The organism is Planococcus liqunii (genome assembly GCF_030413595.1).
Lineage (GTDB): Bacteria > Bacillota > Bacilli > Bacillales_A > Planococcaceae > Planococcus > Planococcus liqunii.
The window spans coordinates 1,287,440-1,304,824 of sequence record NZ_CP129238.1; the positions used below are offsets into that span (position 1 = coordinate 1,287,440).

Annotated in this window: 15 protein-coding genes; 9 read left to right on the top strand and 6 right to left on the bottom strand. The window is 44.9% G+C overall.

The window, feature by feature from the left end; translation table 11 throughout:
• Positions 1-194: 194 nt before the first annotated feature.
• Positions 195-1,424 (bottom strand): MFS transporter, encoded by a 1,230-nt coding sequence (locus QWY22_RS06455; protein WP_300983618.1) that lies wholly within the window; start codon positions 1,422-1,424, stop codon positions 195-197.
• Between the two features lie 188 nt (positions 1,425-1,612).
• Here QWY22_RS06455 and QWY22_RS06460 point away from each other — a divergent pair, with 188 nt between their 5' ends.
• From QWY22_RS06460 to QWY22_RS06470, 3 genes are all read left to right on the top strand, one after another.
• Complete coding sequence (locus QWY22_RS06460) at positions 1,613-2,326, top strand: peptidylprolyl isomerase (protein ID WP_300983619.1); 714 nt, start codon at positions 1,613-1,615, stop codon at positions 2,324-2,326.
• A gap of 136 nt (positions 2,327-2,462) precedes the next feature.
• Positions 2,463-2,966 carry a DinB family protein gene (locus tag QWY22_RS06465; RefSeq protein WP_300983620.1) on the top strand — a complete coding sequence of 168 codons (504 nt, stop codon included), beginning with the start codon at positions 2,463-2,465 and terminating at the stop codon, positions 2,964-2,966.
• Between the two features lie 75 nt (positions 2,967-3,041).
• Positions 3,042-3,302: a DUF1871 family protein gene (locus tag QWY22_RS06470; protein ID WP_300983621.1), complete on the top strand. Its 261-nt coding sequence runs from the start codon at positions 3,042-3,044 to the stop codon at positions 3,300-3,302.
• Positions 3,303-3,341: 39 nt separating this feature from the next.
• Here QWY22_RS06470 and QWY22_RS06475 read toward each other — a convergent pair whose 3' ends face one another.
• Together QWY22_RS06475 and QWY22_RS06480 are read right to left on the bottom strand one after the other, a co-directional pair.
• Entirely contained in the window at positions 3,342-3,563 is a 222-nt protein-coding gene (locus tag QWY22_RS06475; RefSeq protein ID WP_436836776.1) for a helix-turn-helix domain-containing protein, read from the bottom strand.
• A 96-nt stretch (positions 3,564-3,659) separates the two neighbouring features.
• Complete coding sequence (locus QWY22_RS06480; protein WP_300983623.1) at positions 3,660-4,994, bottom strand: sodium-dependent transporter; 1,335 nt, start codon at positions 4,992-4,994, stop codon at positions 3,660-3,662.
• A 145-nt stretch (positions 4,995-5,139) separates the two neighbouring features.
• Between QWY22_RS06480 and QWY22_RS06485 the strand changes: the two genes are divergently transcribed.
• Both QWY22_RS06485 and yugI read left to right on the top strand, forming a co-directional pair.
• Positions 5,140-7,749: a hypothetical protein gene (locus QWY22_RS06485; RefSeq protein WP_300983624.1), complete on the top strand. Its 2,610-nt coding sequence runs from the start codon at positions 5,140-5,142 to the stop codon at positions 7,747-7,749.
• An 87-nt stretch (positions 7,750-7,836) separates the two neighbouring features.
• On the top strand, positions 7,837-8,208 hold the full coding sequence (yugI, locus tag QWY22_RS06490; protein WP_036808401.1) for a S1 domain-containing post-transcriptional regulator GSP13: 372 nt from the start codon (positions 7,837-7,839) through the stop codon (positions 8,206-8,208).
• Positions 8,209-8,629: 421 nt separating this feature from the next.
• Here yugI and QWY22_RS06495 read toward each other — a convergent pair whose 3' ends face one another.
• Positions 8,630-9,934 carry a sigma 54-interacting transcriptional regulator gene (locus QWY22_RS06495; RefSeq protein ID WP_300983625.1) on the bottom strand — a complete coding sequence of 435 codons (1,305 nt, stop codon included), beginning with the start codon at positions 9,932-9,934 and terminating at the stop codon, positions 8,630-8,632.
• 138 nt (positions 9,935-10,072) lie between these two features.
• Between QWY22_RS06495 and pruA the strand changes: the two genes are divergently transcribed.
• The 4 genes from pruA to QWY22_RS06515 all read left to right on the top strand — a co-directional run bounded on the left by pruA (position 10,073) and on the right by QWY22_RS06515 (position 15,490).
• Positions 10,073-11,617 carry an L-glutamate gamma-semialdehyde dehydrogenase gene (gene pruA, locus QWY22_RS06500; protein ID WP_036808407.1) on the top strand — a complete coding sequence of 515 codons (1,545 nt, stop codon included), beginning with the start codon at positions 10,073-10,075 and terminating at the stop codon, positions 11,615-11,617.
• A 77-nt stretch (positions 11,618-11,694) separates the two neighbouring features.
• The gene (locus QWY22_RS06505) at positions 11,695-12,888 is read left to right on the top strand and encodes an ornithine--oxo-acid transaminase (protein ID WP_300983627.1); all 1,194 of its coding nucleotides are present in this window, start codon (positions 11,695-11,697) and stop codon (positions 12,886-12,888) included.
• An 82-nt stretch (positions 12,889-12,970) separates the two neighbouring features.
• Positions 12,971-14,215, top strand: coding sequence for a Glu/Leu/Phe/Val family dehydrogenase (locus tag QWY22_RS06510; protein ID WP_036808413.1), 1,245 nt, complete (start codon positions 12,971-12,973; stop codon positions 14,213-14,215).
• A 111-nt stretch (positions 14,216-14,326) separates the two neighbouring features.
• Complete coding sequence (locus tag QWY22_RS06515; protein ID WP_300983628.1) at positions 14,327-15,490, top strand: iron-containing alcohol dehydrogenase; 1,164 nt, start codon at positions 14,327-14,329, stop codon at positions 15,488-15,490.
• A gap of 44 nt (positions 15,491-15,534) precedes the next feature.
• On the opposite strand, the gene QWY22_RS06520 is transcribed toward QWY22_RS06515, so the two are convergent.
• On the bottom strand, positions 15,535-16,530 hold the full coding sequence (locus tag QWY22_RS06520; RefSeq protein ID WP_300983629.1) for a cation diffusion facilitator family transporter: 996 nt from the start codon (positions 16,528-16,530) through the stop codon (positions 15,535-15,537).
• A 12-nt stretch (positions 16,531-16,542) separates the two neighbouring features.
• Entirely contained in the window at positions 16,543-17,274 is a 732-nt protein-coding gene (locus QWY22_RS06525) for an MgtC/SapB family protein (RefSeq protein WP_300984344.1), read from the bottom strand.
• Between the last annotated feature and the right edge of the window lie 111 nt (positions 17,275-17,385).

The window sequence follows — 17,385 nt, forward strand, 5'->3', positions numbered from 1 at the left end:
ATTATAACGTACCTGAACATAATTTGCACCGATAGATACGGACGTCCATCTTTCTGTAGCAGTTTTTTCAGTTCTTTTAAGATAGGTAGAAACTCAATTAAGTTAATTTTGTGAATTTAAAAGACATAATAAAAAAAGCCGATTTTCTGATGAAAATCGGCTTTTTCTTTGTGCAGCCTCCAGCGCTTTTCTTATTACATCGATTTCAATTCCTGTTCCAGCAGTACGTCTTCGAAATCCTGCTCCGGTTTGGAGGTGGTGTATTTCAAAAAGACAAAGGAGACCAGGAAAAGCGTGCCAGTGACGATAAATACGGATGGAATGCCGATAAATCCACTGACAATCCCTCCGAACATTGGACCGATGATATTGCCTAGGAAGCGGAAGCTTGTGTTATAGCCCATAATTTCCCCTTGGATTTCAATCGGCGCTTCTCTGCGCATTAAAGCGGTCGTCGTTGGAATCATACCGCCGACAGCAATCCCGAACAGCAGGCGAAGGATCATCAATTGCCAAAGCTCAGTCACAAACGCTTGCGGGACGATAAAGACAAAGGCGAGAATCAGCAAAAACGTCAGCACTTTCTCGTAGCCGATCTGGTCGCCTAGCCGTCCCCAGCGGCGGGCAAACAACAGATTCCCGACACCGGTCGCACTAAACGTAATCCCGGCGAGCAGCGCAACTTGTGAGCCGTCGGTCAAATGAGCGACATATAGCGACAAAAGCGGCTGTATGGAAAAGTTGCCGATTTGGATCAGCGACGTGATGATCATGACATTAAACAGCAGCCGGTGATTGAGTATCCCTTGAATGATTGTTTTTCGCGCGTAGACATGCGCATCTTTTTTCTTCACCCGTTTGATTTCTTTCAAACCGAAAGCGACGAGAAGAGCCGCAATCCCGATAACGCCGGACGTAATGACGAACGTATAGATAAAGCCGAAAGCATCCGCCATCAACCCGCCAATCACCGGACCGAACAAAGTGCCCGATACACTCCCCATCTGCAGTGTGCCAAGCGTCTTGCCCGCTTCTTCTCTGCGGGTTTGCGAGCTGACGAATGCAAGGGAAGTAGGGATAAAGCCGGTAACAACACCCATGAACAGCCGGATTAAAAATAATTCATGAACAGAATCGGCGGTGCCCATCAAAAATATACTAATAGCAATCCCGAACCCGTTGATGATCAGGATCGGCTTATAGCCGTATTTATCTGCAATCCTTCCCCAGATTGGCGACATGAACAAAGCCGCGACAAACGTCACGCCGAATACCAGCCCAGCCCACCGTTGGACATATGCTTCTGAATAATTGCCAAGCGTTTCAATATAAAGCGATAAAAAAGGCATAATCATGGTGGTGCTTCCTGCTACGAGGAAGTTGGAAAATATAATGATAAAGAAATTCTTTTTTTGTGCATCCATTCGGAACCCCTTCTTTCTGAACCATGGATCTAGCTCTAGTATAATATATTTCGTCACACGAAAAAAGTAAGGTGAATTACAAGTGTTTTCAATAAATTCGGCTTTAATTTAAAGGGAGGGAGAAGCAAAATAGGATACTGAACTGACTGGCCATATTCTTTATGCTAAAATGAAGCGGGGTGAAGACAATGAGAAAAAAACTAATGCCAATCGTATTGCTTACAGCTTTTCTGGCTGCCTGCAATACCAATAGTGAAACTGCAACAACTGAACCAGCCAACACAGAAACATCATCCGAAACGGCTTCTGAAGCAAAAGTGATAGAAGGCTATCCACAATTGTCGAAAGAAGTGGCAGACAATGAAGCGCTGGTGGCAATGAAGACATCAATGGGCGACATTAAAATCAAACTTTTTCCGGAACTGGCGCCTAAAGCCGTCGAAAACTTTCTGACACATGCTGAAAATGGCTATTACGACGGACTTCTCTTCCATCGGGTAATGGAAGGCTTTATGATTCAAGGCGGTGATCCGACAGGCACCGGCGGCGGTGGAGAAAGCATTTACGGCAAGCCGTTCGAAGATGAATTCAGTAAGAATTTATACAACATCCGCGGAGCCCTTTCCATGGCAAACGCAGGTCCTGGAACAAATGGCAGCCAGTTTTTCATTGTCCAGGCAACGGAAGTTCCTGCCGAACAAATTCCAGCTGACCATCCGGAAGAAATAAAAGCAGCTTATAAAGAAATGGGCGGCGCTTCTTGGCTTGATGGCAAACATACTGTGTTTGGCCAGGTAGTTGAAGGCATGGACGTGGTGGATGCCATCGCCGCGACAGAAACCCAGCAAGAGAGACCGGTAAAAGACATTACAATCGACTCGATTGAAATTCTAGAAAAATGATAAAAAGAGGGAAATCCAATTAATATGGATTTCCCTCTTTTCTATAGAAAAAACTAAGGAGAGCAGTTTTGCAGGAGTTTTCGGATAAATGGCCAAATAGCTAAGGAGACGAATTTAGTAAGGGAGGAAAAAAGTTATGTACGTAACAGTAGAAGATTTCCTGAAAGAATGGGAGCGGGAAGCTGAGCTGACCCAAAAGGTTTTAGAAGGGCTGACTGATGAATCACTGGACCAGAAGGTTTATCCGGAAGGCCGTACATTGGGGCGTCTTGCCTGGCATATCACAACGACGATTCCTGAATACCTGAATCATTTTGGCGTAAAAACCGATCAGAAAGAAAATCCGGAAACCGTTCCGGCCACCGCTAAGGAAATTGCAGAAGCGTTCAAGCGCACCAGCATTGCTGGAGCGGAAGCCATTCAGCTGCACTGGACTGACGAATCATTAAAGGACGTGCAGGCTGCTTTTGGCAGACAAGAAACGAATGCGCAAATCCTTATGGGGCTGATCAAGCATACGGTTCACCACCGGGGACAGATGACCGTTCTTATCCGGCAAGCTGGCATCAAACCTTACGGAGTTTATGGACCGCCAAAAGAGGATTGGGTCCATCTTGGAGTGGAAAAGCCGCCGCTTTAAAGAAAATTTTCTTTCTTTTTCTCATTTCTATGCTATTATTGCTGGTAACATACTAGAAATGTCAGGTGAAATGAAATGGAAACAAGTGAAATGAATCGGAAAGCTGCACGAGTTCTTGAAGAATGGGATCCGTTTTCAGTCGGGAAAGACCAATACGAAACGGAAATTGTGGATGTGGTAGCCCAGCTTCATCTGCTCGACCATCCTTCCGATTTGGCTAAACAAATCCAGAAGATTTATGAATTCTCTTTTGATAAGTGGATTCCCCTGGAGAAATGTGTGGATATTTCCTATAAACTGCTTGGCTTTAAATACGAAGCAAAATCCATTATTTAAAAAGAAAAAGCTTTCGGCGCGATAAGCCGAAAGCTTTTTTTATTTGGTTGTTTCCAACGAGTCCAGCAAATTGGAAGCTGGCACTTCTAGCGCATTTGAAAGCTTTAAAATAGTTTGTACAGAAGGTACTTCTTCCCCTGATTCGTATGCCTGGAGGCGAGCTACGCCGACGCGTGCTTTCAAAGCCAATTCATCCAATGACAGACGGCGTTCTTCCCGAAGGAATTTTAGTTGGGCATGCAAATCTTCTCTCAAATTCATACACTCCTTTGCATAATAGTGCGTTTCCTTACTCAAATCATACCATAAATGTAGAATTTCGCTAAACGAAATTATGGCATTTTTAGGTATATATTTTTAGAAAACGTCCAGGATTCCCTGGATAAAAACAATGATAATGGCGACTGGAGCGACATACCGGACCAGTATCCGCCAAATCGAAACCCACGCGGATTCTCCGCCGAGTTCCAGGGCGGTATCTTTTTTCGTCAGCACATAGCCGGCGAAAAGAGCGGTGAAAAGCGCACCGAGCGGCAAGCCGATTTTGCTGGTGAGAATATCGATGAAATCAAAGAACGTATAACCGAACAAAAACGGTTCAGACATGACGCCGAATGACAAAGCGCTTGGAATGCCAACGACAAAGATCATCAACCCGTAAAGCCAAGCCAATGTGCGCCGGCGTTCGAATTTGTTTTTTACTCCGATCGATACCACAATTTCCAGCATTGCAATGGAAGAAGTCAGCGTAGCGAACAGCATAAGCACAAAGAAAATGATCATCAGGAATTCACCCATAAACAACTGGTCAAAGATAGCCGGAAGAATGATGAATACAAGCCCCGGACCTTGATCCGGTGAGTAGCCGAGTGCAAACACGGCCGGGAAGATGATCAAGCCCGCCATGACGGAAATGATGATGTTCAGAGAAACGACACTAAGGGCTGAGCGTGTCAGGTTTTCCGCTTTTGATAAATAAGAAGCGTATGTAATCATACCTGCAACTCCAACACTCAGCGAGAAAAATGCCTGGCCAAGTGCTGTTAAAGCTGTATCGAACGTAAAGAAAGACCAGTCTGGAACAAGCATAAACTTAACGCCTTCAATTGCCCCGTCCAGAGTTAATGAACGAATCATTAATACCAGGAAGAACAATAGCAACGCGGGCATCATAATTTTGCTGGCACGTTCAATGCCGGCTTGCACGCCGCCTTGAACAATCCAAATGGTCAAGAACATAAATAGCGCCTGGGCAATCAACACTTCCAGCGGATTCCCGATAATGCCATTAAACAAATTGGCGAAATCTGCATCTCCTAAATTCGATAATTGAAGCAATATGGCACGGCCGAGGTAAGACAAAATCCAACCGCCCACAACACTGTAAAAAGACAGGATCATGAACGAGAAGAAGAAGCCGGACCAGCCGATTAAAAACCATTTCTTGCCGGGTGCCTGTTTCTTTAACCCGGTTACTGCATCTGCCTGGCCACGCCTTCCGATAACAAACTCGGCAAGCAGGATAGGCAAACCGATTGCGATGGTTGAGACAATGAACATCAAGATAAAGACACTGCCGCCATTTGAACCGGTTTCATATGGGAACTTCCAAATCGCGCCTAACCCGATGGCACTCCCTGCGGCTGCAAGGATAAATCCGAGTTTGGAAGTCCATTGTTCGCGTTTTTCCATTTCGTCACTCCTATTTCTAAATATTTTCTCATTCTACACGAGCACGTATGAAAAAAATAGCCGAAAATGATTTATAGGTTAATTCTCGTGTATAATAAACAGAAAAAGGAAAAGATTGAATATTCATGATAAAGGAGGGTGTGGAGTGGAGGAACTTTTTGAGCGTGCGCAAAGCGGCAGCCGGGATGCTTTCGTTGAATGGTGCTGGCAATGCCAGGCGAAAATCGGCCAATTTGGATTTCAAAATGGTGTTTCCCCTAATCGGTCAGGAAAGTATCAGCTGGCCGTTTTTCAGGAATTTTATCAAGTCCTGCCTGGCCTAAAACCGAATGAAGCAGACAACAGGTTGTGGCAGACTGCCATCAGCAAGCTTGCCGCTTTTAATGAGAAAACAAAAGATGCAGAAATAGATGTACTTCGGTTTGAGGAAGACCTTGAAACGCATGCAGCGATTCAAGCATTGGCAGAGCCGCAGCGGGTTGCTCTTGCTTTGGTTTCATTCATAAAGAAAAGTTCAGAAGAAGCAGCGTGGATTACAGAAAAAACGGAACAGCAGATAAACGATCAGCTGGCAGCTGCGAAGGCGGAGCTTACCCGCGCATTGGGGATGGAAAAGGAAGACCAGACAGAGAAAAGGCTGGAGTTTGTCGCAAAATCATATGCGAGAATTTCTTTGCCATTTCCGGAGGAAGAGCTCTTTTCCTTTGAAGAACAACGCGAGGAGCTGTTGGCTCTTGGAAAATCCCCGGCAACCAATAAAGCTGGCAAACGCACTGCCGTTTTGCTGGCGGCAGCCGGCTTGTTCATATCCGGGGTGATTGGCGCTTCTTTTCTCTTAAACGATCCGAACCCAAACATCGCCTCTTCAACGGAAGCCGCTTCAGCTGAAACAATCACCAAGGAAATGGTGAAAAACTGGCAAGCGGAATACGATGCCATTCGCCAATCTTCGCCTGAACGTTTGGGGATAGATTCGAAAACATACGAAAAATTTGCGTATGTTAAAGAAGCGGATGCAGCGAAGAAAAGAGTGCTGGGCAAAGAAGCGATTAAAAAGATGGAAAACGATCCAAAGAAAATGGAGCATGAAGTCAATAAGCTGCTTTTGAAAATTGAGACACCGAAAGGGATGGAATTGAAGTTTCCAGATGCTTTTCTGGCGGGAGAAGAAGTGGAAGCATTCCTGGATAATTACAAACTGAAAACGACTGAATTAATTGAGGCGGATGCAGAGATTTTTGAACGGCATGCTTCAGCGCTTTCACAGATCCGCTTTAATGGGGAAATGTCTGCTGAGAAGCTGCTGGCAAACAATGATGAGTTTCCGGAAGAAATAGAACGGCTGTTGGGCGGACTGCGGGAACAAAGTTTGACTGTCCTTAAACATCCATCGGAAGACCGTTTTATCATGCGCCGCAATATGGAAACTTTCTATGCAAATGATGTGCTAAATTCGTATTTGCTATCCACCAATCATTTTAATTTGATGATGAATGAACCGTATTTTGATGAGCAAGGGCTGTTAGTGCCGATAGAAGGATTGTCTCATTCGCTGATGATGATGGAAGAAGCGCTGCTCTTGGAGGAGCGTTCCAGTGAAATCTACGAGGACTACTTGCCAATTTTCATGCAATCTTTCTGGCTGGCTTTAAAAGGCAATGAAAATCAGCCGGTGTTTGACCAAAAGGGCGTCGTCAAACCCGAATACCGGCGGACGTGGAAAGAACTGGCGATGCAAACGAAAAATCCAATGATTTTTATTTTACTGCCAATATTGGACGAGATGGAAGCGAGCGGTTGGACCGCTTCAAAAAGCTACGATCAATTGGCTTACAAAGATCTTTTGAGGGCACTGGAGCTGGAAAAGGAAGGAGCACTGGCGGAAAGATTGCCTTATGGGAACTTTGAAGTGGAATCGGCCCGTATTGAAATGGATCACTTTGATGCTGCACCAATTGCCCAGCTTTACGACAGTTTCTCAAAGAACTATGACTTGAAACTGCTGGAGGGAGTGCCGCCTCTTCAAATTGTTTTGCTCTTCGATTACGCCAATGGGCTTGAAGACGCAGAAACGATGTGGCATTTATTGGCCGAAGAAGAGGAAAAGCCGGAGTTGGAAGAATACAAAGCGATCTGGAGAAAAATGCCGGCCCTTAAGGAAGAGGCCGGTTTCCTGGAAATAGCAGAAGACAGTCCTTACCGGATAGGCGCCAATGTTTACGTGGAGCCGATGATCGGTTTTAAAGATGAACAAAGGATGTGGCGGCAAGCTCAAACGCTTGTTGCTTCGGACAACGACACCTGGCTTGTGCGGACCCAGTTATATGAAGGCTATGATTTGGCTGTCAAAGAAGCTCCTTTTGTTAAGAAAGTGGAAAGTCTGTACGAAACGTTTTCTGCCTGGCATAACGAAGCTTTGCTGAATCGTGTGTCCCCCGCTGAAATCGGGGGAATGTATTTGCTGGCACGGGAAAAGGGAGACACACAGTCGATGATGGCTTTATCGGAGGGGGCCGAACAGGAGCAAGCGCTTGTGGCATTTGAAACCTCCCAACTTGAAACTGTTTACCCTTATTTTAAGGAACTAAGTTCTTTGAATTTTTCTATAGATTATTCCTACTACGGCTATACAGAGAATCACATAAGAGGCGGGTTAAACGTAGAGCGAATAACAGCTGATTCTTCTGAAGGCTATACGATAAACATGGTGAAAACCGAAAAAGGATGGCGAATGGAAGACTTAATTCCATACTGATTTTACTCCTAGGCATGTATTGTGCTATAATATACAGATGCCAATAGGTGTACAGGATAATTAGATAAGTATAGGAGCGGGTAGAACATGACAAAATATCAAACAGGCGACACAGTAGCAGGTAAAGTAACAGGAATTCAGCCTTACGGCGCATTCGTAGCATTGGACGATCAGACTCAAGGATTGGTCCACATTTCAGAAATTACACACGGCTACGTTAAAGAAGTTAGCGAATACTTGGCAGTAGGCCAGGAAGTTAACGTGAAAGTTTTGGAAGTTGACGAAAAATCTAAAAAAATCAGCTTGTCAATCCGTGCATTACAAGAGCAGCCACCAGCAGCTCAACGCACTGAAAAACCAAAACAATCTCTTCAGTCGCACGTAAACGAAAACGACTCTGAAGGATTCAACTCATTGAAAGACAAAATGCAAGAATGGATCAAACGTTCAGGGCAGTAAGAAAAGCGGAAGCGCCTGCTCAGCTCCGACAAGCGCTGGAGGACTTGAAGGTAATGGTGCTTTTGCCATTATCGGCAAGTCCGAAGCGTCTCGAGGAGCTAGGCGTTGCAGCTAGACAGTAAGAAATGTGTAGGCGATCGAGCAAGGTTCGACAGACATAAGGCGTACTGGCGAAGCGGCATGTTTTCAGCCGCACAGCCGGGACGACTTATGCTCCGAGGACCTGGTCGCCGGAACTGGGCAGTAAGAAAAGCGGAAGCGCCTGCTCAGTCCCGACAGGCTTAAGGCAGAACAACGAAGTGGCGCTTTTTTGCCACGGCGTTGGGCTGACTTAAGACCCCGAGGGACTAGGCGCTGCAGCTAGACAACAAGAAAAGCGCTGACGGCCATACAGCCTAAACGCAAAAACGAAGCACAGACATCATGTCTGTGCTTCGTTTTTTTTGATTTTTCGCAAGCGGTACTGCAGGTTCTGGCGGCTCATTCCGAGCGCTGCCGCTGCTTTTGTTACATTGCCGCCGTGGAGGTCCATGGCTTTCAGCAAATAATACATTTCAGCTTCCAGCAGATAATCATCAAGCGGCAGCAAGTCTTTGCCGGCCCGGATGATGAAATCTTCAGGCGTCAACGCCGTTTTGTTCATCGTTTTGGATTTGAAATGCTGGGGGAGCAGATCCACACTGATGCTTTCTTGCGTCGTGATCAAGGAAGTGGTCTCATCCATCAGCAATTCAAGTTCTTTTAAATTGCCCGGCCAGTCATAGGCCATGAATAGATTTTTCACCTCTTCATCTAAGCGGCTGACCCGCGATCCGAAGTACATGCGGTGCCGCGACAAATAATCCTCGATGAACGGCATAATGTCTTCTTTGCGGTTCCGGAGCGGTTCTAATTGGATCGTCATCGCTGAGAAAAAGTAATAAAGCTCTTTTAATAGTTTCTTCGAAGCGATCAATTCAACAGGATCTTCGCCAACACTCGCTATGAAATACGTATCGCCGTTCATCTGCTTTTGTGCCATTTTCAATAATTGGACTTGTAAAGCCGGAGGCAATAAGTCGATCCGTTCACAGTAAATGGTGCCGCCGGACAATTCTTGATTTAACTGATCAATCAATTTTTCATTTGCCCCGTGGCAATAAAGCGTATTCAATTGACCGGATGAAGAAGAAGCCCAGTGGATGGATTCAGCAATCAGTTCCTTCCCGGTACCGGATTCACCGATCAAAAGTACCGGCAATTTGGTCGTTGCTGCTTTTTCAGCTGTGGCAATCACTTTTTTCATGCTGTCTGAAATAGCTGTAATACTGTTGAACGTAATCGGCTCTTCGTATTTTTTCAGAGGCTGGTAAACCACTTTTTCAAGCGTCGTGACGTCACGCGATAATTCGACAGCACCGATTAATTGGCCGCTTTGGGCAACTGGGTAGGTATCATTCAATGTGGTGATTTGCTGGCCTTTCCGGTTCCAATAGGTTTGCTTCGCATTTAATACAGCTTCACCGGTTTGAAGAACTTGCAAAAGGGTGCTTTCATGCTGTTCAAATCGGAACACCTCAAGCAGGGAGCGGTCAACCAGTTCCTCAAAATCAAAGCCTTCAATTTCTTTCATTTTTTGGTTGTATAAAATGGTCTTCCCTTTCAGATCAACAGCGTGAATACCTACTGCTACATGCTCTGCTGCAAACTTTAGAAAGGGCGACAAATCTATTTCTCCAGTAGTCAATCCAATCACCTCAAAAATATTTGAACTTTTTAATAGATAATACTTGAAAAATGCAACAATCTTTTGCATTATTATATATGGAAAGAGATTAGAAGTGCAAATATTTTTTGCGCTTATCCAAATTCGAGGAGGATTTACATGATTCCCTACAAACATGAACCATTTACTGATTTTTCAATTGAATCGAACCGCAATGCGTATTTAGAAGGTTTGAAAACAGTTGAAGCTTACTTAGGTCAAGACTACCCGCTAATTATCGGTGGCGAGCGTGTCATGACAGAAGACAAAATCGTTTCATTCAACCCGGCAGACAAAGAAGAAATCGTAGGCCGCGTTTCTAAATCAAATAAAGACTTAGCTGAAAAAGCGATGCAAAGTGCTCTTGAAGCGTTTAAAACATGGAAAAAAGTAAAACCGGAAGTGCGTGCAGACGTATTGTTTAAAGCTGCTGCAATCATCCGCCGCCGCAAACATGAATTCTCTGCGCTTTTAACTAAAGAAGCAGGTAAACCTTGGAACGAAGCAGATGCGGATACAGCTGAAGCAATCGATTTCCTTGAATATTACGGTCGCCAAATGCTTCGCCTTAAAGATGGCATGCCAGTAGAAAGCCGCCCGGGCGAGTACAACCGCTACGATTACATTCCTTTAGGTGTTGGTGTTGTCATTTCACCTTGGAACTTTGCTTTCGCTATCATGGCAGGTACAACTGTTGCAGCGATGGTAACTGGAAACACGGTTCTATTGAAGCCGGCTTCAACAACTCCGGTAGTTGCTTACAAATTTATCGAAGTTCTTGAAGAAGCGGGCATGCCAGCAGGCGTCGTCAACTACATTCCAGGACCTGGCGGAGAAGTAGGGGACTACTTGGTAGACCACCCACAAACTCGCTTTATCTCATTCACGGGTTCACGTGCTGTCGGACTTCGCATCGCAGAACGTTCTTCTAAAGTAAACGAAGGGCAAATCTGGATGAAACGTTTAATCGCTGAAATGGGCGGAAAAGATACAATGGTCGTAGATAAAGAAGCGGACCTTGAACTTGCTGCACAATCCATCGTGAAATCTGCATTCAGCTTCAGTGGACAAAAATGTTCAGCAGCTTCACGCGCTGTAATCGTTGAAGATGTATACGACCAAGTAGTAGATCGTGTTATCGAATTAACGGGTGAATTGACAATCGGAAACCCTGTTGACCAAAACAACTTTATGGGACCGGTTATTGACTCAGCTGCTTTCAAAAAAATCACAGACTACATTGAAATCGGAAAAGAAGAAGGCCGTCTAGTTGCCGGTGGTACTGGAGATGACTCTACAGGTTATTTCGTGAACCCGACAATTTTCGCTGATCTTGATCCGAACTCACGCATTATGCAAGAAGAAATTTTTGGCCCGGTCATCGGCATTTCAAAAGCTAAAGACTTTACTGAAGCAATCGAAATCGCTAACAACACTGAGTACGGTTTGACTGGAGCGGTTATTACAAACAACCGTGAACATTTGGAGCAGGCACGTGAAGATTTCCATGTCGGAAACTTGTACTTCAACCGCGGATGCACAGGCGCTATCGTTGGATACCAGCCATTTGGCGGATTCAACATGTCTGGAACTGACTCAAAAGCAGGCGGACCGGATTACCTGACGCTTCACATGCAAGCAAAAACAACTTCAGAGATGTTATAATAATTCATTAAATGTTATAATAATTCATAATTAAGGCAGACGATAAGTCTGCCTTTTTTAAAAAAGGAGGAAATAACATGACAAAAACACAAGAAATTATTCAAACTACTGAAAAGTACGGGGCTAACAACTACCATCCACTTCCGATTGTTATCACAGAAGCACAAGGGGTTTGGGTGACTGATCCAGAAGGCAATAAATTCATGGATATGCTGTCTGCTTATTCTGCAGTAAACCAAGGACATCGCCATCCGAAAATTATCCAGGCATTAAAAGACCAAGCAGACCGTGTGACGTTGACTTCGCGTGCGTTCCATAACGATATGCTGGCGCCGTGGTATGAAATGATCTGCAAAATCTCCGGCAAAGAAATGGCATTGCCAATGAACACTGGTGCTGAAGCTGTAGAAACCGCTTTCAAAGCGGCTCGCCGTTGGGCCTATGACGTTAAAGGCGTGGAAGAAAACAAAGCGGAAATCATTGCATGCAACGGAAACTTCCATGGCCGTACAATGACGGCTGTTTCTTTATCATCTGATCCTGAATACCGCAGAGGCTTTGGCCCAATGCTTCCAGGCATCAACTTAATTCCTTTCGGCGATTTGGAAGCCTTGAAAAATGCCATCACGCCGAACACTGCTGCATTCCTGATTGAGCCAATCCAAGGCGAAGCTGGAATCATTATGCCGGAAGAAGGATTCTTGAAAGCTGCAAGAGAACTTTGCCGCGAAAACAATGTTTTGTTTATTGCTGACGAAATCCAATGCGGCCTTGCGCGTACTGGCAAAATGTTCGCCTGTGAATGGGAAGATGTAAACCCGGATATGTACATACTCGGTAAAGCACTAGGCGGCGGCGTATTCCCGATTTCTTGTGTAGTAGCTGACCACGAAGTCCTTGGCGTTTTTAACCCGGGTTCGCATGGTTCTACGTTTGGCGGAAATCCGCTTGCTTGTGCAGTATCCATTGCATCGATGGAAGTGCTGCAAGATGAGAAACTGGCTGATCGTTCTTTGGAACTGGGCGACTATTTCATGGGCAAATTGCGTGAAATTGACCACCCATCTATCAAAGAAGTTCGCGGCCGCGGATTGTTCATTGGAATGGAGCTTACAGAAGAGGCCCGTCCATATTGCGAACAGTTAAAAGAACTGGGGCTATTGTGCAAAGAAACGCATGATACTGTTATCCGTTTTGCACCACCACTTATTATTTCAAAAGAAGATCTGGACTGGGCAATTGAGCGCATCCAAAAAGTCTTTTCAAAATAAGATGTTCCTGACACATGCAAAGTGAATTATGTTACACTAGTTGCGGAGTAATTACTATGATATAAAGAGGCGAATTAAAACAATGGCTGAAAACCTGAATTTGTTGACGTCAACACAGAACGTTATCAAAACTGCATTGGATAAACTCGGATACGAAGAAGCTATGTACGAACTTCTGAAAGAACCAATGAGAATTATGGAAGTTCGTATTCCCGTACGTATGGATGATGGGAAAACAAAAGTGTTTACTGGATTCCGTGCGCAGCATAACGATGCTGTCGGACCGACAAAAGGGGGAGTTCGTTTCCACCCTGAAGTAAACCGTGAAGAAGTTATGGCTCTATCTATGTGGATGACGCTGAAATGCGGTATCGTTGATTTGCCATATGGCGGTGGTAAAGGCGGCATTATTTGTGACCCACGTGAAATGTCTATGCATGAAATTGAGAAACTGAGCCGCGGCTATGTTCGCGCGATCAGCCAGATCGTTGGACCGAACAAAGACATTCCGGCTCCAGACGTTTTCACAAACTCTCAAATCATGGCTTGGATGTTCGATGAATACAGCAAAATTGATGAATTCAATTCACCTGGATTTATTACCGGAAAACCGATTGTTCTTGGGGGCTCTCAAGGCCGGGACAAAGCAACTGCTCAAGGGGTAACCATTGTTCTTAATGAAGCTGCTAAAAAACGTGGTTTGGAAATGAAAGGCGCACGCGTTGTCATTCAAGGTTTCGGGAATGCCGGCAGTTTCTTGGCTAAATTCTTGCATGATCAAGGCGCTAAGATTGTCGGGATTTCAGACGCTTATGGCGCACTTCACGATCCGGATGGTTTGGATGTAGAATACTTGCTTGACCGCCGCGACAGTTTCGGAACAGTGACTACCTTGTTTGATAACACGATCACCAATAAAGAATTGTTTGAATTGGATTGCGACATCATTGTTCCTGCTGCAATTTCCAACCAAATTACAGCAGACAACGCACCAAATATCAAAGCTTCCATCGTAGTTGAAGCGGCAAACGGCCCGACAACTTCAGAAGCGACAAAGATTTTAACTGAACGTGGCATCCTTTTGGTCCCTGATGTACTGGCAAGTGCCGGCGGTGTTACCGTATCTTACTTTGAATGGGTACAGAACAACCAAGGTTACTACTGGACTCAAGAAGAAGTGGATGAGAAATTGACGAAAAAACTAGTGGACGCTTTTGAAAATGTCTACAATGTTGCTACTACACGCAATATCGATATGCGCCTTGCTGCCTATATGGTAGGAGCACGCAGAACTGCAGAAGCTGCTCGCTTCCGCGGATGGGTATAAGCATCTAAAGAAAAGCCGCTCGGGAAATATTCCGAGCGGCTTTTTGGTTTAAATTTTTTGCGTTTTTAATACAGAAAATCCATAATAGGAGAAGAAAAGGAGGCTGAACAGATGAATGCATTTTCATTTTACAACCCGGTGAAGTTAATATTCGGTAAAGGCCAGTTGGAGGCAGTTAAAAAAGAGTTGCCGAAATTTGGCAAGAAAGTTTTGGTTGTCTACGGCGGAGGCAGCATCAAGAAGAACGGTTTATATGATGAAGTGATGCAGGCCTTGGCTGAAGCGGATCTGGAAGTTTTCGAATTGGCAGGAGTGGAACCAAACCCGCGCATTTCAACAGCTAGACGCGGCATTGAAATTTGTAAAAAAGAAGGCATTGAAATGCTATTGGCAGTAGGCGGCGGATCTGTTATTGACTGCGCGAAACTGATTGCTTGCGGAGCTACATATGAAGGCGATGCATGGGACTTTGTTTCCCGCAAAGCTAAGCCGGAAAGCGCTTTGCCATTCGGTACAGTGTTGACTCTGGCTGCAACCGGTTCTGAGATGAACTCAGGTTCCGTTATCACCAATGAAGAAACACAGGAAAAGTACGGCTGGGGCAGCCCGCTGTCATTCCCGAAATTCTCGATTTTGGATCCAACCTATACCATGTCGGTTCCTAAAAACCATACGGTTTATGGGATTGTGGACATGATGTCTCATATTTTTGAACAGTACTTCAACAACGCCACCAATACACCGGTGCAAGACCGGATGTGTGAAGGGGTCTTAAAAGCAGTAATCGAGACTGCACCGAAATTACTGGAAGATCTGCAGAGCTATGAGCACCGCGAAACGATTCTATTCGCTGGGACAATGGGCTTGAACAACTTCCTTCAGATGGGGTATAACGGCGACTGGGCGACTCACAATATCGAGCACGCTGTGTCAGCGGTCTACGATATTCCACATGCAGGTGGATTGGCGATTCTCTTCCCGCAGTGGATGCGCCATAATGTCAAAGTAAACCCTTCTCGGTTTGCCCAGATGGCAGTGCGCGTCTTTGATGTGAATCCGGAAGGCAAAACAGAGGAAGAAACGGCATTTGAAGGAATCGACCGTTTGCAGGAGTTCTGGACCTCTCTTGGCGCGCCGACCCGTTTAAACTACTATGATATCGATGATTCGAAAATCGATGTAATGGTTGAAAAAGCGATGGTCTATGGAGAATTCGGCAACTTTACAAAACTGAAAGATGAAGATGTGAAAGAAATTTTGCAAGCCTCTCTATAAGATAAAAAAAGCTTGAGCGCATTTTAACAGCGCTCAAGCTTTTTTTATTGTTTAGAAAGGTTTGCATTTGTTTCAGGATTTTTGCTTACATGGGTCCAGTGTTTGACTCCGTCATCTGCATCCAACGAGACAATGACATCGTCAACACTCGGCTGACTCAGAATCAGTTCAGCCAAACGATCTTGAAGCAAGTCAGCTTCCGGCACGTTGAGGGAGGGGTTTACTTCAACTTTAGTTTCTACATGTAGGAATTCGCCTTCCTTGATCACTTCAAGTTTGCGGATATCTCTTACGTCTGGATGATCACTCAACAAACGGGCGATATGATTGACCATTTGTTCATCAGTTTCTCCGATAGCACCACGGGCATTTTCAAGAAATACTTTAGTGACTACGTAAAACATCATTAATCCGATGGCAATGGATGCGGCTCCTTCAATCGCAAGGAATCCAGTGTAATGGGCGATCAATACAGCGATCAATGCAAGCACGCCACCGGAAGTCGCGACTAGGTCTTCCAGGAACACGAGCTTCGTTGCAGGTTTTGCCCGGTTCATATGAGCGAAACTGGTTGTTAACGGAGCCATTGCGCCTCCTTTAACGCCGGCTTCATGAAGGATTTCTTTTCCAGCTTTATATAGAACGAAAGTTTCTAAGATGATAGCAATTGAGAGAACGATAACACTGATGATAAATCCTTCAGCTTCAACAGGGTGAGTCATTTGGTGCCAGCCTTCAATAATCGTTTCGTATGCCATGATGCCGACAATAAGGACAGCTCCAAGCAGCACGATATTCAGCAGCCGGCCAAATCCATTAGGAAATCGCTCGGTCGGTGCTTTTTTGGATAATGCTGATCCGATAAAGACGAAAAATTGGTTTGCTGCATCGCCGATCGAGTGCATAGTTTCTGCAAACATTGCCACGTTGCCGGTAAAGAAGAAGGCCACACCTTTCATAATTGCGATAAATGTGTTCGTAATGGCCGCGTACAAGGATGGCTTGTTGCCTCCTTTAAGCAATGTAAAAAATTCTCCCATTCAAATTCCTCCTCAACTAATCAATTCAATTTCAATGTGTTCAACATACTGGATCCTGCCAATCTCCTGATAAAGAACAATCGTTTCTTTCTCCTGAAGAAAAGAAGCTCGAATGGATAATTTGTGCTGGCTCCGATCCTCTTTTTCCTGATGATCATAAATGGAAAGAGCTTCGATTACCACTCCGATTGCTTTTATCTCATCCACTATGGCCGGAATTGCGTTTTGTTCGGATGTAACCACCCGGATATTAGCCTCTACCATCCGCAGCCTTTTGGGGCCGAGTTTAAAAAGGAGGGGAGGGATAACTTCAATTCCGATTAAAATGATTAGCACAGAAACGGCAGCTTCAATATAGAATCCAGCTGCGACCGCAATTCCGATTCCTCCAGCTCCCCAAATCATCGCAGCAGTCGTTAATCCGGAGATCGAATCATTGCCGCGTTTTAAAATGACTCCTGCTCCAAGAAAACCGATGCCGGAAACGATTTGTGCAGCCAAACGGAGGGGATCCATTGTGATATTCACATTGGCGTATTCGCTGCCTTCAGCAATATATGCAGACTCAATGGAAATAATCGTCAGCAGGCAACTGAAAGTAGCGATGACAATGCTTGTCTTTAAGCCCACTGGCTTTCTTTTTAATTCCCTTTCCAACCCGATCACTAAACTTAATATGGCAGCTAAAAATAATTTCAAAAAAGTTTCGAGTGATGAAATTTCAAGGGCAGAAAAAAAGTCTATAAGTTTGGCCTCCTTTCGTTTCGAGTATTGATAAAGAAGATTGGACATGTCACACTAATAGAAGTGCGAAAAATATGTACAGTTGAAACGACAGTCCGAAAGAAAGAGAGG

What these genes read in the sequence shown, in the direction of transcription:
- QWY22_RS06475 (WP_436836776.1), bottom strand. Translation starts at nt 3,563, where the DNA reads ATGAATTTGAGAGAAGATTTGCATGCCCAACTAAAATTCCTTCGGGAA.
- QWY22_RS06505 (WP_300983627.1), top strand. Translation starts at nt 11,695, where the DNA reads ATGACAAAAACACAAGAAATTATTCAAACTACTGAAAAGTACGGGGCT.
- QWY22_RS06515 (WP_300983628.1), top strand. Translation starts at nt 14,327, where the DNA reads ATGAATGCATTTTCATTTTACAACCCGGTGAAGTTAATATTCGGTAAA.
- pruA (WP_036808407.1), top strand. Translation starts at nt 10,073, where the DNA reads ATGATTCCCTACAAACATGAACCATTTACTGATTTTTCAATTGAATCG.
- QWY22_RS06460 (WP_300983619.1), top strand. Translation starts at nt 1,613, where the DNA reads ATGAGAAAAAAACTAATGCCAATCGTATTGCTTACAGCTTTTCTGGCT.
- QWY22_RS06465 (WP_300983620.1), top strand. Translation starts at nt 2,463, where the DNA reads ATGTACGTAACAGTAGAAGATTTCCTGAAAGAATGGGAGCGGGAAGCT.
- QWY22_RS06455 (WP_300983618.1), bottom strand. Translation starts at nt 1,424, where the DNA reads ATGGATGCACAAAAAAAGAATTTCTTTATCATTATATTTTCCAACTTC.
- QWY22_RS06480 (WP_300983623.1), bottom strand. Translation starts at nt 4,994, where the DNA reads ATGGAAAAACGCGAACAATGGACTTCCAAACTCGGATTTATCCTTGCA.
- QWY22_RS06520 (WP_300983629.1), bottom strand. Translation starts at nt 16,530, where the DNA reads ATGGGAGAATTTTTTACATTGCTTAAAGGAGGCAACAAGCCATCCTTG.
- QWY22_RS06470 (WP_300983621.1), top strand. Translation starts at nt 3,042, where the DNA reads ATGGAAACAAGTGAAATGAATCGGAAAGCTGCACGAGTTCTTGAAGAA.
- yugI (WP_036808401.1), top strand. Translation starts at nt 7,837, where the DNA reads ATGACAAAATATCAAACAGGCGACACAGTAGCAGGTAAAGTAACAGGA.
- QWY22_RS06510 (WP_036808413.1), top strand. Translation starts at nt 12,971, where the DNA reads ATGGCTGAAAACCTGAATTTGTTGACGTCAACACAGAACGTTATCAAA.